The 22549-nt window shown below is 44.4% G+C and carries 23 protein-coding genes; 18 read left to right on the top strand and 5 right to left on the bottom strand.

Going from position 1 to position 22549, the window contains the following annotated elements; genetic code table 11:
• The first annotated feature begins 2 nt into the window (after nt 1-2).
• The 4 genes from K08M4_RS02210 to K08M4_RS02195 all read left to right on the top strand — a co-directional run bounded on the left by K08M4_RS02210 (nt 3) and on the right by K08M4_RS02195 (nt 3805).
• Nucleotides 3-1313, top strand: a complete 1311-nt coding sequence (locus K08M4_RS02210) for a cobyrinic acid a,c-diamide synthase CobB (protein ID WP_086048708.1) — start codon at nt 3-5, stop codon at nt 1311-1313.
• 235 nt (nt 1314-1548) lie between these two features.
• Nucleotides 1549-2346, top strand: coding sequence for a DUF2189 domain-containing protein (locus tag K08M4_RS02205; RefSeq protein WP_086048707.1), 798 nt, complete (start codon nt 1549-1551; stop codon nt 2344-2346).
• 80 nt (nt 2347-2426) lie between these two features.
• The gene (locus K08M4_RS02200; RefSeq protein ID WP_086048706.1) at nt 2427-2927 is read left to right on the top strand and encodes a SprT family zinc-dependent metalloprotease; all 501 of its coding nucleotides are present in this window, start codon (nt 2427-2429) and stop codon (nt 2925-2927) included.
• A 146-nt stretch (nt 2928-3073) separates the two neighbouring features.
• A complete protein-coding gene (locus K08M4_RS02195) occupies nt 3074-3805 on the top strand; it encodes an endonuclease (protein ID WP_086048705.1) in 732 nt (243 codons plus the stop codon).
• A gap of 118 nt (nt 3806-3923) precedes the next feature.
• On the opposite strand, the gene K08M4_RS22440 is transcribed toward K08M4_RS02195, so the two are convergent.
• Complete coding sequence (locus K08M4_RS22440) at nt 3924-7244, bottom strand: Ig-like domain-containing protein (protein WP_086048704.1); 3321 nt, start codon at nt 7242-7244, stop codon at nt 3924-3926.
• 222 nt (nt 7245-7466) lie between these two features.
• Here K08M4_RS22440 and rsmE point away from each other — a divergent pair, with 222 nt between their 5' ends.
• The 4 genes from rsmE (at nt 7467) to ruvX (ending at nt 10310) form a co-directional block, all read left to right on the top strand.
• Nucleotides 7467-8198, top strand: a complete 732-nt coding sequence (gene rsmE / locus K08M4_RS02185) for a 16S rRNA (uracil(1498)-N(3))-methyltransferase (protein WP_086048703.1) — start codon at nt 7467-7469, stop codon at nt 8196-8198.
• Between the two features lie 9 nt (nt 8199-8207).
• Nucleotides 8208-9158 (top strand): glutathione synthase, encoded by a 951-nt coding sequence (gshB, locus tag K08M4_RS02180; protein WP_017077777.1) that lies wholly within the window; start codon nt 8208-8210, stop codon nt 9156-9158.
• A gap of 116 nt (nt 9159-9274) precedes the next feature.
• Complete coding sequence (locus K08M4_RS02175; protein ID WP_054547449.1) at nt 9275-9838, top strand: YqgE/AlgH family protein; 564 nt, start codon at nt 9275-9277, stop codon at nt 9836-9838.
• A gap of 49 nt (nt 9839-9887) precedes the next feature.
• Nucleotides 9888-10310, top strand: coding sequence for a Holliday junction resolvase RuvX (gene ruvX, locus K08M4_RS02170; RefSeq protein ID WP_009847698.1), 423 nt, complete (start codon nt 9888-9890; stop codon nt 10308-10310).
• Nucleotides 10311-10643: 333 nt separating this feature from the next.
• On the opposite strand, the gene K08M4_RS02165 is transcribed toward ruvX, so the two are convergent.
• Both K08M4_RS02165 and K08M4_RS02160 read right to left on the bottom strand, forming a co-directional pair.
• A complete protein-coding gene (locus K08M4_RS02165) occupies nt 10644-11753 on the bottom strand; it encodes a PilT/PilU family type 4a pilus ATPase (RefSeq protein ID WP_086048702.1) in 1110 nt (369 codons plus the stop codon).
• Nucleotides 11754-11767: 14 nt separating this feature from the next.
• Nucleotides 11768-12805: a type IV pilus twitching motility protein PilT gene (locus K08M4_RS02160; protein ID WP_012604833.1), complete on the bottom strand. Its 1038-nt coding sequence runs from the start codon at nt 12803-12805 to the stop codon at nt 11768-11770.
• A gap of 26 nt (nt 12806-12831) precedes the next feature.
• On the opposite strand from K08M4_RS02160, the gene K08M4_RS02155 reads away from it, so the two are divergent.
• The 7 genes from K08M4_RS02155 to hemW all read left to right on the top strand — a co-directional run bounded on the left by K08M4_RS02155 (nt 12832) and on the right by hemW (nt 17695).
• Complete coding sequence (locus K08M4_RS02155; protein WP_012604834.1) at nt 12832-13548, top strand: YggS family pyridoxal phosphate-dependent enzyme; 717 nt, start codon at nt 12832-12834, stop codon at nt 13546-13548.
• Between the two features lie 63 nt (nt 13549-13611).
• Nucleotides 13612-14430: a pyrroline-5-carboxylate reductase gene (gene proC, locus K08M4_RS02150; protein ID WP_086048701.1), complete on the top strand. Its 819-nt coding sequence runs from the start codon at nt 13612-13614 to the stop codon at nt 14428-14430.
• Between the two features lie 92 nt (nt 14431-14522).
• Nucleotides 14523-15080 (top strand): YggT family protein, encoded by a 558-nt coding sequence (locus tag K08M4_RS02145; RefSeq protein WP_012604836.1) that lies wholly within the window; start codon nt 14523-14525, stop codon nt 15078-15080.
• A 29-nt stretch (nt 15081-15109) separates the two neighbouring features.
• Complete coding sequence (yggU, locus tag K08M4_RS02140; RefSeq protein ID WP_086048700.1) at nt 15110-15400, top strand: DUF167 family protein YggU; 291 nt, start codon at nt 15110-15112, stop codon at nt 15398-15400.
• Between the two features lie 28 nt (nt 15401-15428).
• Nucleotides 15429-15860 carry a DUF4426 domain-containing protein gene (locus K08M4_RS02135; protein ID WP_086048699.1) on the top strand — a complete coding sequence of 144 codons (432 nt, stop codon included), beginning with the start codon at nt 15429-15431 and terminating at the stop codon, nt 15858-15860.
• A 48-nt stretch (nt 15861-15908) separates the two neighbouring features.
• The gene (locus tag K08M4_RS02130) at nt 15909-16508 is read left to right on the top strand and encodes an XTP/dITP diphosphatase (protein WP_086048698.1); all 600 of its coding nucleotides are present in this window, start codon (nt 15909-15911) and stop codon (nt 16506-16508) included.
• Nucleotides 16508-17695, top strand: a complete 1188-nt coding sequence (gene hemW / locus K08M4_RS02125; protein ID WP_086048697.1) for a radical SAM family heme chaperone HemW — start codon at nt 16508-16510, stop codon at nt 17693-17695. Before K08M4_RS02130 ends, hemW begins: the two co-directional genes overlap by 1 nt.
• 247 nt (nt 17696-17942) lie before the next feature.
• On the opposite strand, the gene glsB is transcribed toward hemW, so the two are convergent.
• Nucleotides 17943-18863 (bottom strand): glutaminase B, encoded by a 921-nt coding sequence (gene glsB, locus K08M4_RS02120; RefSeq protein ID WP_009847707.1) that lies wholly within the window; start codon nt 18861-18863, stop codon nt 17943-17945.
• A 187-nt stretch (nt 18864-19050) separates the two neighbouring features.
• On the bottom strand, nt 19051-19770 hold the full coding sequence (gene trmB, locus K08M4_RS02115; protein WP_086048696.1) for a tRNA (guanosine(46)-N7)-methyltransferase TrmB: 720 nt from the start codon (nt 19768-19770) through the stop codon (nt 19051-19053).
• Nucleotides 19771-19935: 165 nt separating this feature from the next.
• On the opposite strand from trmB, the gene mutY reads away from it, so the two are divergent.
• The 3 genes from mutY to mltC all read left to right on the top strand — a co-directional run bounded on the left by mutY (nt 19936) and on the right by mltC (nt 22498).
• A complete protein-coding gene (gene mutY, locus K08M4_RS02110) occupies nt 19936-20994 on the top strand; it encodes an A/G-specific adenine glycosylase (protein WP_086048695.1) in 1059 nt (352 codons plus the stop codon).
• 28 nt (nt 20995-21022) lie between these two features.
• Nucleotides 21023-21295, top strand: coding sequence for an oxidative damage protection protein (locus K08M4_RS02105; RefSeq protein ID WP_010435637.1), 273 nt, complete (start codon nt 21023-21025; stop codon nt 21293-21295).
• Between the two features lie 69 nt (nt 21296-21364).
• A complete protein-coding gene (gene mltC / locus K08M4_RS02100) occupies nt 21365-22498 on the top strand; it encodes a membrane-bound lytic murein transglycosylase MltC (protein ID WP_086048694.1) in 1134 nt (377 codons plus the stop codon).
• Nucleotides 22499-22549: the final 51 nt, after the last annotated feature.

Below are 22549 nucleotides of genomic sequence, written 5' to 3'. Positions count from 1 at the left end.
TTATGTCTACAGCTTACTGTTCTGCCCTAGTGGTAGGCGCACCTTCTTCTGGAAGCGGAAAAACAACCGTGGTCGCCGCTCTAGCAAGAGCTTTGGTTCAACAAGGAAAGAAAGTTCGAGTATTCAAAACCGGGCCTGATTTTATTGACCCCCAATTTTTATCTATTGCATCAGATACGCCTACTTATCAATTGGATTTGTGGATGTGTGGTGAAGCGGAGTGCCAACACTTAATTTATCAAGCAGCGTTAGAAGCGGATGTGATTCTAATTGAAGGTGTCATGGGCATGTTTGATGGCAAATGCTCGAGTGCTGATATTGCCGCTAAATTTAACCTTCCGATGTTGGCAGTGGTAGATGCTGGCGCAATGGCACAAACCTTTGGCGCGATTGTGAATGGCTTATCGACATTCCGTGATGACGTGGATGTATTTGGTGTAGTTGCAAACCGCGTAGGTTCTGAACGTCACGCTGAAATGCTAAAAGAAAGCCTAAAACCTGAAACCGAGTTTTGTGGTTGGTTACCAAAAGACATGGATTTGTCGCTGCCAGAGCGTCATTTAGGTTTAGTACAAGCACAAGAGTTAGATGACATTGAAGAGCGACTCAACCATGCAGCTCAATTACTGTTAACGCATGGTGATATCCCACTTCCTGCTGCACAAGCATTTGAAAAACCAGAACATGCACTTCCGGTCAGAAGTGCATCTTTATCAGGTCACACTATTGCAGTTGCTCGAGACAAGAGTTTTGCTTTTTTGTATCAAGCCAACCTTGATCTGCTGGTTGAATTAGGCGCTACATTATCATTCTTCTCACCACTGGCACATGATGATTTACCAGAGTGTGACGCTTTGTATTTACCGGGAGGTTATCCTGAATTACACATAGATAAGCTGGCGCTCAATAATGCGTTGAAGCAGCAAATCATCGCTCATATTGAACAAGGTAAGCCTTGTTTAGCTGAATGTGGTGGCATGCTGTACCTAAACAAAGCTCTGACAGATTTAGAAAGCCAAACAGAAAATATGGTTGGCGCGTTAAATGCCAAAGCGACTATGCAGAAGAAGCTAGCCGCGCTAGGGATCCTAGAAGCCGATTTTAATGGTCAAATGCTGCGTGGTCATACTTTCCATTATTCAAAGACTGACAGTAAAGAAACGGTACTCACTCAACCTGTCTCTCAATATGGAAGACCTACCGATCCTGTTTGGATAAAGCACAGCACCATCGCTTCTTATGCTCATTGGTACTTCCCGTGTAACCCTGATTTGGTAGCAAAAATATTCAAAGGACAGCTTGAGTCGGCATGACCGAAAAAATACACCTTGAAGGCTTTCACTAAGAACAATCAGTCAAAAGTTTGATATTTTTCGATTCACGGTCAATAGTTAAAATAATGTTAACGAACAAATCAAAATGAGAATTTGCTTCGTGAACTATTTAGCTGATGCGCGCTTACATCAAAGACGTCGCCAAGTCGGGCATCGAGTTTCGTTCGCTGCAATTTATCTGCAGCGTAGGTAGAAAGCCGATCAAGGAGGATCTATGCCTCGTACATTGAATACACAAGACTTTGACGATAAACAAAAAGAAATCAAAGACTCAGAATACGCTCGTACAATACCATGTAATCAGGTGAGCATTTCAGCGCCCTTTCATTGGTTGTCGCTAGCTCTACACGACTTAGTGAAAATGCCATTAATTAGCGCATTTTACGGTTTGTGTTTTATGGGTGCGGCAATCGCTATCGTTCAACTTGTCCAATGGCAAGGGACGCATTTGGTCGTTATGCCTAGCCTAATCGTATACATGCTAATTGGGCCGTTTCTTGCCCTGGGTTTGTATGACGCAGCCTGGGAAAGAGAAAAGGGACACAACGCTAGCCTACTGCACTCGATGAAAGCCATCACACGCAACTCAACCCACCAATGGGCTTTTGCGATTGTATTAATGGTCGCGATGATATTCTGGATGCGTATAGCTGCGTTATTGCACGCACTCTACCCTTCAGTGCAAGGTGCACCATTGGCTGAGTTCGCTCCCTTCTTAATTACGGGTTCTGTGATTGGTTTTGTTATCGCCAGCCTAATATTTAGTATCTCAGCATTTTCAATTCCACTAATGATGGAGAGACGCGTTGATGTGATGAGCGCAATTTTCACTAGCTTTAATGCCGTGAAATCGAACATTTCTGCGATGGTGGTGTGGGCGAGTATTATTTGTGCCGGTATTTTGGTGGGTTTTGCCACCTACGGCATCGGAATGATCGTCACTATGCCGCTACTTGGCTATGGTACATGGCACGCTTATCACGAGATCATTAAGAAAAAACATCACGTGTAAAGCATCGCTAGATCAACAAGCAATGTTATGATGAGGCCTTAGCTTAAACGCTGAGGCCTTTTATTTGGAGTTAACAACGTTTGTCTTACACCCCGCAACAACATCGAGCAAATAAGAAACTGGCCGAGTGCCTCGCTATCGCTAATCAACATTTCTCTCGTAAATTTTCATTCCCAACCATCACCTACAAGTTAAGAGGCAAGGCAGCGGGAAAGGCCTACCTTCAACTCAACGAGATTAAATTCAACCCGGTGCTATTCAGCGAAAATGAAGATGCCTTCATCAACGAGGTCGTGCCTCATGAACTTGCACACTTGATCACCCATCAAGTATTTGGCCGCGTTAGACCTCACGGGAATGAATGGAAATACGTGATGGAAAAAGTATTCAACGTACCAGCCAAAACAACTCACAGTTTTGAGATCACCTCAGTACAAGGCAAGACCTTTGAATACCAATGTGAGTGCACCACTTACCCGCTATCAATCAGGCGCCATAATAAGGTACTTCGAAAACAATCGACTTACCGATGCCAACAGTGCAATCAAACCTTAGCCTTTACCGGTACGCAGCTCAGCTAACGCCTGATACTCGGCACACTTTCGAGTAGCTAGCGCGTTTTACTTCAATAAATTGAACTCCATTGAATTGATGATTGAAATGTAATGGAGAAGTCTATCACTTGAGTGCTAGACTGATATTTATCATACTTTTATCAGTCTTTTTTATGCAAAAAACCACTCCAAAAGCATTTTGCCTATCGGTGTCATTTTACTTATCGATAGTATTTGGCCTGCTGGTAACCCAAAGCGTGCTCGCCGCTCCACCAAGTTCATTCTCCAAAGCAAAAAAAGAAGCAGTGAAGATTTATCTCGATCACCCTACTTCATTTTATTGTGGCTGTGACATTACTTGGAAGAACAAAAAGAAGGGCATTCCCGACCTTGACGGCTGTGGTTATCAAGTCCGAAAACAGCAAAAGCGCGCAAGTCGAATCGAGTGGGAACACGTGGTTCCAGCTTGGCAATTCGGCCACCAGCGTCAGTGCTGGCAAGATGGCGGGCGCAAGAACTGCACTCGCAATGACAAAATATTCAAGTCCATGGAAGCCGATCTCCACAACCTAACGCCAGCCATCGGTGAAGTAAATGGTGACCGTTCGAACTACAACTTCAGCCAGTGGAATGGAGTGGATGGCGTAAGCTATGGCCAGTGTGAAATGCAGGTCAACTTTAAGCAGCGCAAAGTGATGCCGCCAGACCGAGCAAAAGGTTCTATTGCTCGTACCTATCTCTACATGAGCCAAGAGTATGGTTTCAAGCTATCTAAGCAGCAAACCAACCTGATGATGGCATGGAACAAGCAATTTCCTGTCGATGATTGGGAGTGTACTCGTGACCAACGTATCTACAAGATTCAGGGCAACCATAATCCTTTTGTTGCCAAAGAGTGTCGATAATCTAAATTCCGAACCTCTCGCGAAGAACACAATAAAAAACGGCTTAAACAATATTTTGTTTAAGCCGTTTTTCTTTTAATGCCAACAGTCAAAAACTAACTTTCGACGGCTAAATACATTAGCGGTATAAGTTCAGTTGATCGATAGCGACTTGGTTATTAGCACTACCTGTACTATAAAATTTAAATCGAACTTCCGTCGTATTCGTAGGAAAATCAACCGTATAGTAAGCTGAAGCATTTAGACTCGCAGGATCATACCAATCAGGGTGACTGGTTTTATCACTTGTAGAGCCGATACCAAGAAAGCTTGACCTTAATTCACCAAAGCCATACCCACTTGCCATCCCACCTTTATGTAGGGTAATTAATGGAACCCAAGATGTCCCATTATAATATTCAGCTCGTAAATACCCTTCAGTCCCCTGTATCCATTGTGCGGCTGAGAAGCGCATTTGTTTAAATGGACGGTTGTTAGTATCGGTCAACGTAATAGTCGTATCGTTACTTAGCCTTAATATCGACGCATCGTTGTCTCTTGTCTGTCCTGTAACGACAACATTAAAGCCATCAATAACCTTACTCACATTTTTAGGCCATGGAGCATTATCAGAACCAAAACCTGAGCCAGTTACCTCATCCTTGGTAAAAGCTAGCGCTAAAGCTTCGCCAATAACATTAGCATTAGTGATACTCCACACATTACCCTCGATCCACTCACTGCCATGTTTACTGTCGACTCGCCAATACAAGGCTTTTTGAGTCGCATCAGGGGAACCAATTCGAAAAGACTTGTCACTCTGCTCACTGACCACATTAGTCATAGCAGAGGTATATCCCCAACGCAGCTTATAGGCTGTGGCGTGTTGACTGTCCCACGTCAATGATATTGGTTGAGAAAAAGACTGACTTCCTCCATTAACAGGGTTATTGGTAAAGGCCTTTTCTTTATTCTGAGCGATATTTTTAATTTCTTGCTCTTCAAGAGCATAGGTATAAATTTGCACATCATCGACCGCGAACTTAGCAGAGATGAATCGAGTAAATGACACCCAAATCCCATTCGCACCAGTTCCTTTATTCTGCCCGTTAGTCTTCATAAACCAAGGGCCATAACCTTCCGTTGAAGCATCCCAACTCGAATCAATCCAAGCATGAGTTCCCCCAGGGTATATACCTTCAAAACCAGCGGGTAAAGGAATGTAATTTCGGAAATTAGTAGGGTCAGTACTTAATGCCATTGGAATTAAGTTACCGTCAACCCAGGTCGATACCTGATTGTTTTCTCGGTCAATCACCCATGCCACAGAGTGCCAAGCATTGTTCGCAATATTAACTTCATTCGGCTTAGCAAATGCGTGGAGGACATGAGGACTATCTGAGAATGAAGTTCTTGTGTACATTTGGCGGCTAACTAATGTCCAACCTAACCCTTTTTCAGGCTCCCCAGAACGATGGTTATTGCCATTGAAATGGGATAAGGCAAAACCGTCATCAATCTTACCCGAACTAAACAAACTCACTTCATGAATGCCTTTATTCTCAGGGACTGTCTGATAAAAGCCATCTTGTTTATAACGCGTTACCACCGTAAAGCTCTGCTTACCTGGAGCTAGATCATGAGGCATGTGTTTTTGCAGAGTCATCAAGTTATTTTCAGAAAAAGTTGGTTCTGTTAATTCCGCAGGCGTATTCGTCGAGGTTTGATCAATCACATATTGATAAAAACCAACGTCTGGATATCCAGTAAAAGTAGGCTTACCAAAGAACATCTCTCTACCAGCTCGGTTGATCAGATGCTTAAAGTTAGGTTGACTCAGTTTGGCATGATTCTTTATATCATTTCTAAGTGTAAGCTTGTTATCTGACAGATAAAGTACACGCGCATCGCTTTTTACACTGACGTGTACTTCTGAACTGTCTTTTAAACCAGAGTCATCTGTAATCGTATAACTAAAGTGGTCTTCTCCCACATAACCTTCAACAGGTGTATATTTCAGTTTGCCCGATTGCAGCCCTACAACCCCGCCTTTTTGACTCCGTTTCGTATAACTATCTAAAGACAATTTGCCACCAACATTCATACCATTGGCATCAAAATCATTATCAAGTACATCGACGATTACAGATGTATTACGAGTAGTACCAATGTGATCTATATTTGCCTTAGGGTTCATTGCCGATTCCATTGCTGGCGCTAAACGCTGATCAATTGCCCCTGAAGTCTTCATCGTCGAAATCATGCTGGTATCAATGGCAAACGAGAAACTCATTAAAGTACTAGTTTCAGGCCCAACATGGTGCCCCAGCGAAAATGTATGGCCGATTTCATGCAACGCATGCGCTAGATCTGGGTGAAAATCGCAACGACTTGAAAGCCCTGACGCATTGCAACGGTTACCCTTTTTGAAAAAGGTATGCCCAATTTTAAACTCACTTGGAGATGAAGCTCTGATTAATGGATCTAATATTGGGCTGAGTTCACTGACGGACTTCCCACCGCTATTAACGGTAATGACACCGATAGGGTAATCCACTCGAATCAACGAATCGCGCGCAAAGAAATAATCCAATGCATTGGTTGTATGATCCATTGCAGCAACAGCATCAATAATATTTTTATTGAAAGACGTCTCAAACGATTCAATATCAACAAGGTAACCAATACTACTCATTTGGAGTTTCATGAGTGAACGAGTAGGAATAGGGCTGTTCAAAGAAGAGGCTGGCAACTGATAGTTATTATCAACAGGAACCAACTCGGCAGGTGAACGATGCAAAGCCTTATCCATTGTTTTTTGAGCAGTATTATTCAAGTTAGGAACAACGAGGTTTTCAATTGTCCACACTCTATCCTCGCCATAAAAGACGAAGCCATAAAATTGATTCTTGGAGTCTACATACCCAATAACCTGTGAGCTTGGTTCACCCACAATCTGTCCGCGATAACTCCGTACTTCAGGGGTGTAGTCAAAAGCAATTAAAGTGGACGACTTAGAGGCGTCGTAGTAGTAAAACTCTGTGTCAGCTCTTCTTACCGAATACTTAGACACCTTGATTTGTACGGTATGCCCATTGCGTGTCACATTCGCAGAGAATGTTAAAGGTAGCTGTTCATATTTATCCAACGTAGGTTTAACCTGGCCGCCACCGCTTCCACCAGAACCACCTGAGCCACCGCCGTCTCCGCCGCCACTTCCACCAGAACCGCCTGAACCACTTCCGTCTCCACCGCCGCTTCCGCCTGAACCACCAGAACCACCAGAACCACTTCCGGCACCGCCTCCGCTTCCACCTGAGCCGCCCGAGCCACTGCCATCTCCGTCGCCACTTCCACCAGAGCCGACTTGCGTATTATCAGTTGCTTTTCCTTCAGCACCTCCTCCTCCACATCCAGAGAGAAGCATTAACATACAGATTAATAACAGTGTTTTTTTCATATCGTTTCGTTTCTGCGTAGATAGACAATAAGAGGAGAACTCAGGGAATATGAGATCTTCATCACATAAAATTCTGGTGCAGCATACAGTAAACGATAATAATGATGAATATATGACTTTATTTTTTATAGGGTTTTCATGTAAATATTTATGTACCGACTTGTTTTATTTCACCTTAGACTCCATCCTATTGTTCTGCTCTACAGCGTGAGATATTAAATAATGCGAACTCCAAGAATTTACCACCCTGAATTGATTCACCAACTGGGGCAACTCGCTCTTAGCGAAGATGCCGCGGGTCATGTTGGTCGTGTCCTTCGAATGAAAGAAAGCCAAGAAGTTCTTCTGTTTGATGGCAGTGGCGCTGAATTCCCTGCGACAATTGCTGAAGTATCAAAAAAGAACGTCACAGTTAATGTTACTGAGCGTATCGAGCGCAGCAGCGAATCTCCGTTAGACTTACATTTAGGCCAAGTGATTTCACGTGGCGACAAAATGGAGTTCACGATTCAAAAATCGGTTGAGCTTGGTGTAAACACCATTACCCCTCTGATTTCAGAGCGCTGTGGCGTTAAGCTAGATACTAAACGCTTCGAGAAAAAACTCGCGCAGTGGCAAAAGATTGCTATCGCAGCATGTGAACAGTCTGGCCGCAATACGGTTCCAGTTATTCGTCCAATTATGCAACTTGAAGAATGGTGCAGCGAACCGAGTGAAGCGCTGAAGCTAAACCTGCATCCTCGTGCAAAATACTCAATTAATACCCTTCCAGAACCCATCAGTAAGGTACGCCTATTGATCGGTCCTGAGGGCGGACTGTCCGCTGAAGAAATCGGTATGACAGAACAATACAAATTTGAAGAGACGCTACTCGGCCCACGTGTACTTCGTACCGAAACTGCTGCTCTAACCGCAATTACTGCCTTACAAGTCCGTTTTGGCGATCTAGGCTAGGAGAAGAAAATGATCAAACTTGGCATCGTAATGGATCCAATTTCATCCATTAACATCAAAAAAGACTCTAGCTTTGCCATGATGCTTGAAGCTCAGCGTCGTGGTTACGAAATCCATTACATGGAAATGGATGATCTACATTTAGATCAAGGCGTAGCCATTGCTGACACTAAGGTTGTTGAACTCAAAGAAGATCCAAACGGCTGGTACGAGTTCAAGTCAGAACAGACTATCGCCCTATCTGATTTAGATGCAGTACTTATGCGTAAAGACCCTCCGTTTGATACTGAGTACATCTACGCGACTTACATTCTTGAGCGTGCTGAAGAGAACGGCGCACTGATCGTCAACAAGCCACAAAGCCTACGTGACTGTAACGAGAAGTTGTTCACGGCATGGTTCCCTGAACTGACGCCAATCACCATAGTGACTCGTAAAGCTGAAAAAATTAAAGCGTTCCGAGAAGAGCACGGTGACGTGATCCTAAAACCACTTGATGGCATGGGCGGCGCGTCTATCTTCCGAGTTAAAGAAGGCGATCCAAACGTATCAGTAATTATCGAAACGCTGACTAACCACGGTCAGAACTACGCAATGGCACAAACCTTTGTTCCAGATATCAGCAATGGTGATAAGCGTATTCTTGTGGTTGACGGTGAGCCAATGCCTTACTGTCTAGCGCGTATTCCTGCAAAAGGGGAAACTCGAGGTAACCTCGCTGCTGGTGGTACAGGTGAAGCTCGTCCTCTAAGTGAAACAGACTGGGCTATCGCAAGAGCAGTTGCTCCAGCACTGAAAGAGAAAGGCTTAATCTTTGTTGGGCTTGATGTTATCGGCGACAAGCTGACTGAAATTAACGTGACTAGCCCTACTTGTATCCGTGAAATTGAAGCCGCTTTTGATATTTCAGTTACAGGTAAATTAATGGATGCAATTGAGCGTCGCGTTAACGCTAAATAGCCTAAACTAAAGAAAGCCTTAGCTATTCGAAAACACAGAAATATCTAGGCAAAGAACAATGAGCGGCTTTACGCCGCTCTTTTTCCTTTACTGGGAACACACTGGCAGGAGGCTCTATGAATTTAACGAACCACTTTCTGGTTGCTATGCCCGGAATGAAAGACCCATACTTTCAAAATTCGGTGATTTACCTTTGTGAGCACAATGACGAAGGCGCGATGGGTTTGATGATTAACGCCCCTATCGATGTCACTGTCGGCAGTATGCTTAAGCAAGTTGAGGTTGATTCTGAACAGCCGAAACCCAACCAAGCAAGCCTTGATAAGCCAGTACTTAATGGTGGGCCAGTCGCAGAAGATCGTGGGTTTATTTTGCACAAACCCAAAGGCAGTTATCAATCCAGCATCAACATGACGGATCAAATATCGGTAACAACCTCGAAAGATATTCTGATGGTCTTAGGGACAGAAGATGAACCTATGCATTATCTGGTCGCGCTTGGTTATGCAGGATGGGAGCCAGGACAACTGGAAACCGAACTGACTGAGAACTCATGGTTAACCGTAGAAGCTGATCCAAAGGTCATCTTCGATACGCCCATCTCAGACCGCTGGAAAGTCGCTGTGCAGATGTTAGGTATTAATGCCGCCCAGCTTTCCGCTGACGCTGGTCACGCCTAACTCCAATTCAGTATATAAACTCTCAAACACAGATAAATTTGGAAACCCCATGTCACGAACAATTATGGCATTTGACTACGGTACAAAAAGTATTGGCAGTGCGATAGGACAAGAAATCACAGGTACTGCAAGCCCTCTCAAAGCCTTTAAAGCCAAAGATGGTATCCCAAACTGGGATGACATCGAAAAGCAAATTAAGGAATGGCAGCCGAATCTTATCGTGGTTGGCCTTCCGACCGACCTTCATGGTAAAGATCTAGCCGCGATTACACCAAGGGCGAAAAAATTCGCTAACCGTCTTAAAGGACGCTTTGGTGTGGATGTTGAACTGCATGATGAGAGACTTTCTACGACAGAAGCTAGGGCCGACCTTTTTGAAATGGGCGGCTATAAAGCACTAAGCAAAGGTAACGTAGATAACCAGTCTGCAGTCGTTATTTTAGAGAGTTGGTTTGAAGCACAATATGGCTAAGTGATCTACTTAGTAAACTCGAGCAAGCTTATGATCCCTTGCCATTTTAACTGCGTAATGAAGGAGCGATAAAGGAAAAGAACTTGGGAGTTCATATGAAAATTTTTCTAGCAATATTCATAGCGTTATCTATAACGGCATGCAGCTCAATGGGAAGCGGTTCCGCGGGTTACGACGGTCAACAGTACCCGTCAAAAATCAAATTAGAAAAGGAGCGCGGTTACTCATATGATAACCATCGCTCCAACATGCACTCATCTAACATGCATTAAGTTATAAACGAATAAAACCCGCCACAGAAGCGGGTTTTGTGTTTATCAACAAAGCCGTGACTTAGCCCATATCAATCTTAACGCCAGCCAACGCACCAGTTCCGTAGTCATCATCGCCACGTTTGGTCTTAAGCATTAAACGCAAGTCATTGGCAGAATCTGCACTATGGAATGCATCATCCTCGCTAATCTTGTCCGCAACCACTAAATCATACAAAGCTTGGTCAAAAGTCTGCATACCAATCTCTTTCGATTTGGCCATGGTCGCTTTTAACTCATGTAACTCACCACGACGAATCAAGTCAGATATACGAGGGCTATTCAGCAGAATTTCGAAGATACCATGACGACCATTGCCATTTTTATCGCGTATTAACTGCTGAGCGACCACACCACGCAGATTCATCGACAGATCAAACAGGAACTGTTCTTTCTGCTCTTTCGGCACCAAGTGAAGAATACGCTCTAGCGCCTGGTTAGCGTTATTGGCATGTAGGGTTGCCATACACAAGTGACCCGTTTCAGCAAAGGTCATCGCGTATTCCATGGTTTCACGACTACGGATTTCGCCAATCAAAATCATATCAGGGGCTTGGCGTAACGAGTTTTTAAGCGCGACTTCATAGCTTTCGGTGTCGAGTCCAACCTCACGTTGAGTCACGATGCACTTTTTATGTTCGTGTACGAATTCAATCGGGTCTTCAACCGTCAAGATATGACCTGAACGATTGGTATTGCGATAGCCTGTCATCGCAGCCATCGAGGTCGATTTACCAGAGCCAGTCGCACCAACCACCAGCACCAGTCCGCGCTTTGCAATTGACAGGTCTTGTAGTACGTCAGGAAGCTTTAATTGCTCAAAGGTTGGGATGTTAGTCTCGATGCGACGAATGACCGCTCCTGGTAGCTCTCGCTGAAAGAACGCACTGACACGAAAACGACCAAAATCACGCACGATAGCAAAATTAGCCTCACGCGTTTGCTTGTATTCATCGCGTCGATCTTGATCCATCATTGCATCAAGTAACTGAGATACTTGATCAGCATTCAACTTCTCTCCCTGAGGTCGCAGTTCACCATCCACACGAAATAGGATTGGCGCATCGACTGTGATGTAAAGATCCGACGCCTTTTGAGAGAGCATCCCTTCAAGAATTTGATTCAATTCCATTTTGTTCACCTTGATTAAAACATTGAGGTTTCAATTTCGATCTTTTTCTCGACCTCTTCCGAGTCAACCAAGCCTTGTGCCATCAGCTGTTTCGCGTTTTGCTCCATGGTCTGCATACCATGTGCCGCGCCCGTTTGAATAATCGAGTACATCTGCGCGACTTTATCTTCACGAATCAAGTTTCTGATTGCAGGTGTCGCCATCATGATTTCGTGACAAGCGACACGACCACCACCGACACGCTTTAGTAACTTCTGGGCAATCACCGAACGTAACGATTCAGACAGCATCGAACGAACCATATCTTTGTCGCTACCCGGGAATACATCGATAATACGGTCTACGGTTTTTGCTGCAGAGCTAGTATGCAAAGTACCAAAAACTAGGTGACCCGTTTCTGCAGCCGTTAACGCTAAGCTGATCGTCTCTTGGTCACGAAGCTCACCGACAAGAATTACGTCCGGGTCTTCACGTAACGCACTGCGCAGCGCCGCTTTAAAGCTGTGAGTATCACGGTGAACTTCACGCTGGTTGACTAGGCATTTATTGTTGGTGTGAACGAATTCAATTGGGTCTTCAATGGTCAAAATGTGTTTGTTGTGATTACGGTTTACATAATCAACCATCGCCGCCAACGTTGTCGATTTACCAGAACCCGTAGGGCCAGTCACCAGCACTAAGCCTTTTTCATAATTGGCAATTTTTTCAAAAATATCAGGTGCGCCCAACTGCTCTAACGTTGGGATTTCTACAGGGATGGTTCGAAAGACCGCTGCGCACCCACGAGCTTGGTTAAACGCATTAACACGGAAGCGACCAACATTGGGTAATTCAAAAGAGAAGTCGACTTCCAATTTTTCCTCAAACTCACCGCGCTGTGAGTCGTCCATGATCTCAAAAACTAAACGATGCACATCAGCATGACTCAAAGCTGGTATTCCAAGCTTCCTTACTTCACCATCTATACGTACCATTGGAGATACACCCGCAGAAAGATGTAGATCTGACGCGTTATGCTTTACACTAAAATCTAGTAACTCAGTGATATCCATTTATTTTCCCTTAAGTAAAGTCAGCTATGAGTAGTATTCAACAAAATATCGAACAAATCACCTCACAGATTCGTAGTGCTGAGCAAAAGTGCGGACGAGCTCCAGACTCAGTGCAACTTTTAGCCGTCAGCAAAACTAAACCTATTGATGCGATTCTAGAAGCCGCACTCGGAGGCCAAGTTGCCTTTGGTGAAAACTATGTTCAAGAAGGTGTTGATAAAGTAAAACACTTTTCAGAACAACATTCTAACCTAAATTTAGAGTGGCATTTTATTGGCCCAATTCAATCCAATAAAACCCGCCCTATCGCAGAAAGCTTCCAGTGGGTGCATTCCGTCGATCGCGATAAGATCGCACAAAGGCTTCATGATCAGCGACCAAACGAGCTTCCACCTCTACAGGTGCTCATTCAAGTGAACACCAGTGGTGAAGATTCAAAATCAGGAACGTCAGAAGAAACAGTTTTTGCGCTCGCAGAGTTGATTTCGTCGCTCCCCAACCTCACTTTAAGAGGATTGATGTCGATTCCCGCTAACGTATCTGACTATCAATCTCAGCTTAAGGCATTTTCTCAGCTGGCAGAGCTTCAACAAAAGCTCGCAGCGAAGTATCCAGACATCGATACCCTTTCAATGGGTATGAGTGGTGATATGGATGCAGCCGTTGAGGCTGGCAGTACCATGGTTCGTATTGGAACGGCCATCTTTGGTGCTCGTGATTACGCGAATAACCGTAGTAAGTAACCAAGTACAAGTATTGATACAGCTTCGCTTGAACCGCGCAGCGACACGCTCAGGATTTTATATATGGAACATAAGAACATCGCCTTTATTGGGGCGGGAAACATGGTTCGCTCAATTGTAGCGGGCTTAGTCGCGAGTGGTTACCCAGCGCAAAAAATTACTGCTACAGCACCTTCAGACACCAGAAGGTTGCCGCTAGAGCAAGAGTACAGCATCAATACCACCAGCGATAATATTGCCGCAGCAGAGCAAGCAGACGTTGTTGTGCTATCAGTGAAGCCACAAATGATGGCTGATGTATGTAAACCCTTACAAAGCATCGATTTTAGCAACAAACTGGTTATCTCGATTGCAGCGGGTATTAATGCGAATCGACTCAATGAGATGTTAAACTGCCAACTGAACCTTGTGCGTGTGATGCCAAATACACCATCACTGCTTGGTAAAGGGATGAGCGGCCTTTATGCCGATTCGACTGTTAGCCAAGATGATAAAGATTTTGCATCTCAGCTGATGCAAGCTGTAGGTGAAGTTAGCTGGGTTGAGCAAGAGTCTGGGATTAATAACATCATTGCGGCGGCGGGCAGTGCTCCGGCTTACTTCTTCCTGTTTATGGAAGCGATGCAAGCTGAAGCAATCAACCAAGGTTTTGACCAAGAAACCGCTCGTAAGTTAGTGCAGCAGTCTGCATTAGGCGCGGCAGAGATGGTCGTAGCAAACCCAAACACTGAATTATCAACACTACGTGAACAAGTAACTTCAAAAGGCGGTACAACCGCAGAAGCACTGCGCACGTTTAACGACCATCAACTATCAGACATCGTAGCAAAAGCCATGCAAGCGGCGGTCGCTCGAGCTGAAGAGATGGAAAAACTGTTTTAATGCTTTAATGTTTTAATACAAGTTACAGTACAAATGCATTGTGTCGTTCAGGTGATACCTAAGCGGCAAGTAAATCCGAAAAAGGAAACAATATGAATTCGATGAGCTTTCTGATCTCGACCGTTTTTGATCTTTACATCATGGTTGTGATCTTGCGTATCTGGCTACAAGCATCACGTGCAGATTTCTACAACCCATTCTCACAATTTATCGTAAAAGCGACACAACCCGTTGTTGCCCCACTACGCCGAGTGATTCCATCAATCGGCAGCCTTGATCTTGCGACGGTTGTTTTCGCTTATGTGCTATGTGTACTTAAGTTCGTCGCTCTAAATCTGATTATCTCTGGCGGTGCGGCTGTATTTGATATTAGCTTCCTGATCTTTGGTGCGTTATCTCTGCTTAAAGCGGCTGGTGGTTTGATCTTCTGGGTTCTGCTAATCCGTGCAATCCTGAGCTGGGTTAGCCAAGGCCGTAGTCCAATAGAATACGTGTTCCATCAACTGACAGAACCAATGCTTGCTCCAATTCGTCGTATTCTTCCAGCAATGGGCGGTTTTGATTTAAGCGTGCTGGTACTGTTTATTGTTCTGCAATTTGCGAACTTCTTAATGGGTGACCTAATTGGTCCTATTTGGTATCAGCTATAATTCAAGTACAAACATCAGGTACTTTGACGATGCCAAAAGCGGTTTGGGCCGAGGAAGAGGATATTCTTCTTAGGCTCTATATCCAACCTAAAGCAAGCCGAGACAAGATTGTTGGCTTGCACGGTGAGGAACTAAAAATTGCCATTACTGCACCACCGGTTGATGGCAAAGCCAATGCTCACTTAGCGAAATACCTTGCGAAACAATTTAAGGTCGCGAAAGGGAAAATTACAATAGAAAAGGGAGAGCTCGGTAGGCACAAGCAAGTTCGAATATGCTCGCCAAGCCAAATCCCAACTGAAGTCAAAGCCATCCTATGATGGCTTTTTGCTATTTATTGGAGTCATTATGCGTCTATGGATAACAGCACTACTTACTGCCCTTGTTGCTTTACCAAGCGGGGCTGGACAGTTTAAAAGTATCAAAGATGTCGAGGTTCATTACTCGGCTTTCAATTCTACGTTTTTAACTGCGCAGGTCGCTAAGCAATATCAACTAAAGCGCAACGGTTACTCAGCTATTCTTAATATCAGCGTGTTGGATAACTCTTCTTTGGGCAAACCAGCAACAACAGCTAAGGTTTCAGGAACAGCGAAAAATCTAGTCGGCAATACTCGCACGCTTAAGTTCCGTGAAATAAAAGAAGGTGACGCGATTTATTACCTTGCAGAATTTCCAGTGACCCATGAAGAGAACATCACTTTCACCATCGATATCAATGCTGGTTTGAAAGGGGCTGGACCACTGCGTTTCACACAAAAATTCTATATAGAAGAGTAGCTTCAACGCTCACTTTTCTAGTCATTAACTTATTAGAGCCACATTCCCATGAGTAAGATTGTTTTAGCAACAGGCAACCAAGGCAAAGTTCGCGAGATGGCAGACATTCTGTCTGAGTTTGGTTTCGACGTTGTCGCGCAAAGTGAATTCAACGTTTCAGAAGTCGCTGAAACGGGAACAACTTTCATTGAAAATGCCATCATCAAAGCTCGCCACGCTGCGAAAGAAACGGGGCTACCAGCGATTGCGGACGATTCTGGCTTAGAAGTTGATTACCTTAATGGTGCACCCGGTATCTACTCAGCGCGTTACTCAGGTGAAGGGGCGACTGATAAGCAAAACATCGAAAAGCTGTTAGATGCTATGCAAGCTGTCGACGTTGAAAAACGCACAGCTCGTTTTCACTGTGTATTGGTACTAATGCGTCACGAAAACGATCCGACTCCATTAGTATGTCACGGTAAGTGGGAAGGTCGCATTCTGACTGAAGAACACGGTGAGAATGGCTTTGGCTACGATCCTGTATTCTTTGTACCAGAAGATAACTGCGCCTCAGCAGAACTTGAATCGTCACGTAAGAAGCAACTGTCACACCGTGGTAAAGCTCTTGCTTCACTATTCGAAGCAATCAAGGAGCAAGCGCTGTAATGCACGATACAGCGCTTATACCACCCGCACTCAGCCTCTATGTACACATCCCATGGTGTGTACAAAAGTGCCCGTATTGTGATTTCAACTCACACGCTCTGAAAGCCGAGATCCCAGAGAAAGAGTACATCGATGCACTGCTTGAGGATCTTGATACTGATATCGAAAAATATCAGCTAAATGGTATGCCTCGCCCATTGCATTCGATCTTTATTGGTGGTGGCACCCCGAGCCTGTTTTCTCCTGAAGGAATTGGCCGACTGTTACAAGGTATTGAACAGCGCATCCCGTTCAAGCCTGATATAGAAATCACCATGGAAGCCAACCCGGGAACTATCGAAGCTGAGCGTTTTGCAGGTTACCAAAAGGCAGGCATCACTCGAATCTCAGTAGGCGTGCAAAGTTTTGAGCAAGAGAAACTGGAAAGGCTTGGGCGTATTCACGGTCAAGACGAAGCGGTTAACGCAGCTCATTTAGCGCATAAAATCGGATTAAATAGCTTCAACCTAGATCTAATGCACGGCTTACCCGATCAAAGCATTGATCAGGCCTTGGCTGATTTGGACAGAGCGATCGAGCTTAATCCTCCGCATTTATCTTGGTATCAGCTAACAATAGAACCTAACACCATGTTCTATTACAAAACGCCAAAGCTACCTGACGATGATGACCTTTGGGATATTTTCGACTTAGGCCATAAGAAGCTCGCAGACGCAGGTTATGTACAGTACGAAATTTCAGGCTACAGCAAGCCGGGATATCAGTGTCAGCATAATCTCAACTACTGGCGCTTTGGTGACTACCTAGGTATTGGCTGTGGCTCTCATGGCAAGCTGAGCTTTGCAGATGGACGTATTGTTCGCACCACTAAGGTTAAACACCCTAGAGGTTACCTAGCCGCGTATCAGAATCTGGTGAAGCCCTATCTGTCGGATGAACTTGAAGTCCCTAATGAGGACCGCCCTTTCGAGTTCTTCATGAACCGCTTCAGGCTAATGGAAGCATGTCCAAAGCAGGATTTCATTGATACTACGGGGCTTGGTTTTGACTCTATTCAAGAAACTATTGAATGGGCAAAAGAGCTAGGCTACTTGAATGAAACCGACAGCCATTGGCAGATCACTGAAAAAGGAAAACTCTTCTTAAACGATTTGCTTGAAGCCTTTATGGCAGAAGAAGACGAATAGATTCGAGAAGTATTGTGTAAGGGTTGGCTTTAGGGTCAACCCTTTCTAATTTGCGCGCAGACAAATAATAGATTCCCGATTACACTCCTTCGTCGCTATCGGGAATGACGGGCATAAAACAAGTCTTATCTCCCAAAAGTTAGGAGCCAGTGCGTCGAAAGTTAAAAACAACACCGTCGTCCTCAAGAATGAGGGACGAGTGAGTTGGGGACCTCTTGCAAATGTAGCCCCCAACTTAAAAGCGCTTTTAGAAAATAGAACGACCAATACGCTCAGAGAGTAATTCTAAAGCCTGAGTTCCCGCCAGTGAATTACCCGATGCATCCAACTCTGGAGACCACACCGCGATCGTCATTTCGCCAGGAACAATCGCAATAATCCCACCGCCAACACCCGATTTACCCGGCATACCAACACGATAGGCAAACTCTCCCGCCCCATCGTACAAACCACATGTCGCAAGCAAAGCATTCAGCTGTTTGGTTTGAACTGGCGTGATGATCTCTTTCTTAGTCTGAACAGACACACCTTTGTTTGCCAAATAGCTAAAGGTCTTCGCCAAATCCACACAGGTCATTTTAAGCGCACAAGCATGAAAGTAATTGTTGAGTACGGGGATAACATCGTTCTCAAAATTACCAAATGAACGCATCAAATAAGCAATAGCAGCATTACGATCGCTGTGCATCATCTCAGAAGCTGCCACAACCTTGTCATACACGATATGTGTATCACCTGATAGCTGACGGACAAATTCTAATAAACGGTGTCTTGGTGCTGATAGACGGCTTTGTAATAAGTCAGCAACGACAATCGCGCCAGCATTAATAAACGGGTTACGAGGGATGCCGTGTTCCATCTCAAGCTGAATCATCGAGTTAAAGGCTTGTCCTGAAGGCTCCTTTCCAACGCGTTGCCAAATCTCTTCCGGCTTATACAACACCATCGCCAACGTCAGGCTTAAAGCTTTAGAGATTGATTGCACGGAAAAGGCTTCATCAGCATCGCCAGCTTGAATGACTTCACCTTCATTGGTGTATACCGCAATCGCCAATTTCTGGTTCGATACACGAGCCAATGCAGGAATATAATCAGCGACCTTTCCCTGACCAATTAAAGGGCGAACTTCATCTAAAATCTCGGCCAAAATAGCTTGAGTTGGTTTCATATGTGCTTACTTCTTTATTGTTATTTTTGTAGGGGGTACGACATTACTTTCTGTCCTTAAACCTTTATCGCAATAAAAGCCTAAGGACAAAAAAGCCAACATTACAATAATGTTGGCTTTAATCAATCCCATAAAGTGTAGGGTTTAATCCTAAGTCGGATTCACCTTCACTTAATTTGATTCAGAATTACTTAGTACGCTTAAACTTAATGTCCCAAACACCATGACCTAAACGGTGGCCACGCGCTTCAAACTTAGTTAGCGGGCGCTCGTCTGGACGAGGAATGTAATCCCCATCTTCAGCGACATTCTCGAAACCTGGAGCTACGTTCATCACTTCAATCATATGTTCTGCGTAGTTTTCCCAGTCTGTTGCCATGTGGAAAATACCAGTATCAAGTTGCAGCTTACCGCGAACCATCTCTGCAAACTCAGCCTTAACGATACGACGCTTATGGTGACGAGCTTTGTGCCATGGGTCAGGAAAGAACAGTTGCAGTGTATGCAGGCTGCTGTCTGGGATCATGTGCTCAAATACTTCTACTGCATCGTGACACATTACGCGTAAATTCGTTACACCCGCATCGCGAGCTGTACCTAAACACGCACCAACACCTGGGCTATGAACTTCAATACCTAAGAAGTTTTTCTCAGGCGCATTCTTTGCCATTTCAACCAGTGATGCACCCATACCGAAGCCAATTTCTAGTACAACTGGGTTATCGTTGCCAAACACTTCTTTCCAATTAAGAAGTTCTGGGTTGTAGTCGATACCCATTGTTGGCCAACATTCATTCATCGCGTTTTCTTGGCCTTTTGTTAAGCGGCCTTCGCGGCGAACAAAACTACGGATCTTACGAACCAGTTTGCCGTCTTCAGTATATTCGTTAGTGGTCACTTCACTCATTGATTTTTGCCTGCACATTGATTAATCAAAGCGGGGATTATCCAAAGAATTGCCTCCGGTGCAAGTCTTTCCGTGGATAAATTCCCACACAATTTGTCTGTTTTACATCCAACCGTAAGTGTGGTGCAATTTCACTCCTAATAATAGCAAAGCATAGAGCATGTCGTGACTCCTTTCGCAACCGCCATATTAAAGTGGTATGACGCCTTTGGGCGTAAAGAATTACCTTGGCAACAAAACAAAACCGCCTACACCGTTTGGCTATCAGAAATCATGCTTCAGCAGACTCAAGTCGCCACGGTGATTCCATACTACCAGCGCTTCTTAGAACGCTTCCCAACGGTTATTGACCTAGCGAACGCCGAACAAGATGAGGTGCTGCACTTATGGACAGGGCTTGGCTATTACGCGCGAGCTCGTAACTTGCACAAGGCTGCCAAAATTGTTGCCGAGCAATACGGTGGTGAGTTTCCGCTTTCTATCGAAGAAATGAACGCGCTACCGGGTATTGGACGTTCTACTGCCGCTGCAGTGCTGTCCTCCGTTCATAAGCTCCCTCATGCGATTCTTGATGGCAACGTCAAGCGCACCTTGGCGAGAAGCTTCGCAGTAGAAGGTTGGCCAGGGCAAAAGAAAGTTGAAAATCAGCTGTGGGAACACGCAGAAGCACATACTCCCAATCAAGATGTTGATAAGTACAATCAAGCAATGATGGATATGGGTGCGATGGTTTGTACCCGTAGCAAGCCGAAATGTACCTTATGCCCGATTGAAAGCATGTGTGAAGCTAAGAAGCTCGATAGACAACTCGATTTCCCAAGCAAGAAGCCTAAGAAAGAGAAGCCAATAAAAGAAACATGGTTTGTTATTCTGTACCACGATAATCAAGTATGGCTCGAACAACGCCCTCAATCTGGTATCTGGGGAGGGCTATTCTGTTTCCCTCAAAATGAAAACGCAGAAATCGAACATCAGTTAGATCTTCGTTCGATCAAAGACAATGATACCGATTCGATCAAGACCATGATTGCGTTTAGACATACTTTCAGCCACTACCACTTAGATATCACGCCTGTATTAGTAAAATTAGATAAACAACCAGATTTGATAATGGAAGGGACTAAAGGTCTCTGGTATAACTTATCAAAACCGGAAGAAATTGGCCTAGCCGCTCCTGTAAAGCAGCTTATTGAGAGCCTACCCTTTGAACTGAACGACGTTTGAATCAACGAACGCGATAAGAGGAACCACTATGAGCCGCACTGTATTTTGTGCTCGCCTTCAAAAAGATGCTGAAGGCCTAGATTTTCAACTTTACCCAGGTGACCTAGGTAAGCGTATCTTTGACAACGTATCTAAAGAAGCTTGGGGACAGTGGCAAAGTAAGCAAACCATGCTTATCAATGAAAAGAAGCTGAACATGATGGATCCTGAGCATCGTAAACTTCTTGAAACTGAGATGGTTAACTTCCTTTTCGAAGGTAAAGATGTCGTTATTGATGGCTATACCCCGCCAAGCGAATAAGACATTTATTTAAGTAAATTTTAATGACATCATGGTTAACGCCGCGATGTCATTTTTGTATGAGGTACTATGAAAAAGCTAAGTTACTTCCTAACAGCCATATTGTTAACAGGGTGCAGTCGTGAATTTGTCGAGAGCATTTATGATGTTAACTACGAGCCAACCAACCGGTTTGTAAGTAATTTGGCAGAACTACCAGGGCAATTTGAAAAAGACACTGGTGCGTTGGATGCTTTGATTAGTGGCTTTTCTGGCAATATCCAAAAGCGCTGGGGCAGCAGTGAAGTAAAGATGGCAGGTAAGAGTAACTATGTGAAATACATAGACAATTATCTAAGTCGTTCAGAAGTGAACTTCAGCCAAGGTATCATAACGGTAGAAACAGTCTCCTTAACGGATCCTAAAAAGCACCTCAAAAATGCGATCATGACGACGCTTCTGACACCCGATGATCCAGCTCATGTCGATCTATTCTCATCCAAAAGCATCAAGTTAGAAGGTCAACCTTTCCTCTACAACCAAGTCGTAGACCAAGAAAAAAAACCTATCCAATGGACATGGCGCGCTAACAAATTCGCCGATTACCTGATCGCCAATAACCTAAAAACCAAGGAAGTCGACTTTAAAAAAGCGTATTACGTCGAAATTCCAATGGTGGCCGATCACGCCAGCAAACGAAGCTATAAGTACGCAGACATCGTTCGTCGCGCTTCTCAACGTTATGACATCCCTGAAGACTTGATTTACGCAATCATCAAAACAGAGAGTAGCTTTAACCCATACGCTGTGAGCTGGGCGAATGCTTATGGACTTATGCAGGTAGTCCCAAAAACCGCAGGTCGAGATGTCTTTAAGCTCGTCAAAAAGAAACCTGGAGAACCAAGTCCTGAGTACTTATTCAATCCAGAAAACAACATAGATGCTGGCACTGCGTACTTTTACATCCTTAAAAATCGTTATTTGAAGGACGTGCAACACCCAACCACACTTGAATACAGCATGATCTCAGCATACAACGGTGGCACTGGTGGGGTCCTCAATACCTTCAGTAAGGACAGAAAGCGGGCAATGCGTGACCTAAACTCATTGCAACCTAGTCAAGCTTACTGGGCTCTGACAAAGAAACACCCAAACAAAGAGTCGCGTCGATACTTAGAAAAAGTAACAAAATTCAAGAAAGATTTTAACCAAGGTAAAACGTAAGCCTCACTTTTGAATAAAAAAACAACTAACGAACGTTTTTTTTAATTATTT

The sequence above is a fragment of the Vibrio syngnathi genome (assembly GCF_002119525.1).
Lineage (GTDB): Bacteria > Pseudomonadota > Gammaproteobacteria > Enterobacterales > Vibrionaceae > Vibrio > Vibrio syngnathi.
This window is presented reverse-complemented; position numbering and strand designations above follow the sequence as displayed.

What these genes read in the sequence shown, in the direction of transcription:
- K08M4_RS02210 (WP_086048708.1), top strand. Translation starts at nt 3, where the DNA reads ATGTCTACAGCTTACTGTTCTGCCCTAGTGGTAGGCGCACCTTCTTCT.
- K08M4_RS02205 (WP_086048707.1), top strand. Translation starts at nt 1,549, where the DNA reads ATGCCTCGTACATTGAATACACAAGACTTTGACGATAAACAAAAAGAA.
- K08M4_RS02195 (WP_086048705.1), top strand. Translation starts at nt 3,074, where the DNA reads ATGCAAAAAACCACTCCAAAAGCATTTTGCCTATCGGTGTCATTTTAC.
- K08M4_RS22440 (WP_086048704.1), bottom strand. Translation starts at nt 7,244, where the DNA reads ATGAAAAAAACACTGTTATTAATCTGTATGTTAATGCTTCTCTCTGGA.
- rsmE (WP_086048703.1), top strand. Translation starts at nt 7,467, where the DNA reads ATGCGAACTCCAAGAATTTACCACCCTGAATTGATTCACCAACTGGGG.
- gshB (WP_017077777.1), top strand. Translation starts at nt 8,208, where the DNA reads ATGATCAAACTTGGCATCGTAATGGATCCAATTTCATCCATTAACATC.
- K08M4_RS02175 (WP_054547449.1), top strand. Translation starts at nt 9,275, where the DNA reads ATGAATTTAACGAACCACTTTCTGGTTGCTATGCCCGGAATGAAAGAC.
- ruvX (WP_009847698.1), top strand. Translation starts at nt 9,888, where the DNA reads ATGTCACGAACAATTATGGCATTTGACTACGGTACAAAAAGTATTGGC.
- K08M4_RS02165 (WP_086048702.1), bottom strand. Translation starts at nt 11,753, where the DNA reads ATGGAATTGAATCAAATTCTTGAAGGGATGCTCTCTCAAAAGGCGTCG.
- K08M4_RS02160 (WP_012604833.1), bottom strand. Translation starts at nt 12,805, where the DNA reads ATGGATATCACTGAGTTACTAGATTTTAGTGTAAAGCATAACGCGTCA.
- K08M4_RS02155 (WP_012604834.1), top strand. Translation starts at nt 12,832, where the DNA reads ATGAGTAGTATTCAACAAAATATCGAACAAATCACCTCACAGATTCGT.
- proC (WP_086048701.1), top strand. Translation starts at nt 13,612, where the DNA reads ATGGAACATAAGAACATCGCCTTTATTGGGGCGGGAAACATGGTTCGC.
- K08M4_RS02145 (WP_012604836.1), top strand. Translation starts at nt 14,523, where the DNA reads ATGAATTCGATGAGCTTTCTGATCTCGACCGTTTTTGATCTTTACATC.
- yggU (WP_086048700.1), top strand. Translation starts at nt 15,110, where the DNA reads ATGCCAAAAGCGGTTTGGGCCGAGGAAGAGGATATTCTTCTTAGGCTC.
- K08M4_RS02135 (WP_086048699.1), top strand. Translation starts at nt 15,429, where the DNA reads ATGCGTCTATGGATAACAGCACTACTTACTGCCCTTGTTGCTTTACCA.
- K08M4_RS02130 (WP_086048698.1), top strand. Translation starts at nt 15,909, where the DNA reads ATGAGTAAGATTGTTTTAGCAACAGGCAACCAAGGCAAAGTTCGCGAG.
- hemW (WP_086048697.1), top strand. Translation starts at nt 16,508, where the DNA reads ATGCACGATACAGCGCTTATACCACCCGCACTCAGCCTCTATGTACAC.
- glsB (WP_009847707.1), bottom strand. Translation starts at nt 18,863, where the DNA reads ATGAAACCAACTCAAGCTATTTTGGCCGAGATTTTAGATGAAGTTCGC.
- trmB (WP_086048696.1), bottom strand. Translation starts at nt 19,770, where the DNA reads ATGAGTGAAGTGACCACTAACGAATATACTGAAGACGGCAAACTGGTT.
- K08M4_RS02105 (WP_010435637.1), top strand. Translation starts at nt 21,023, where the DNA reads ATGAGCCGCACTGTATTTTGTGCTCGCCTTCAAAAAGATGCTGAAGGC.
- mltC (WP_086048694.1), top strand. Translation starts at nt 21,365, where the DNA reads ATGAAAAAGCTAAGTTACTTCCTAACAGCCATATTGTTAACAGGGTGC.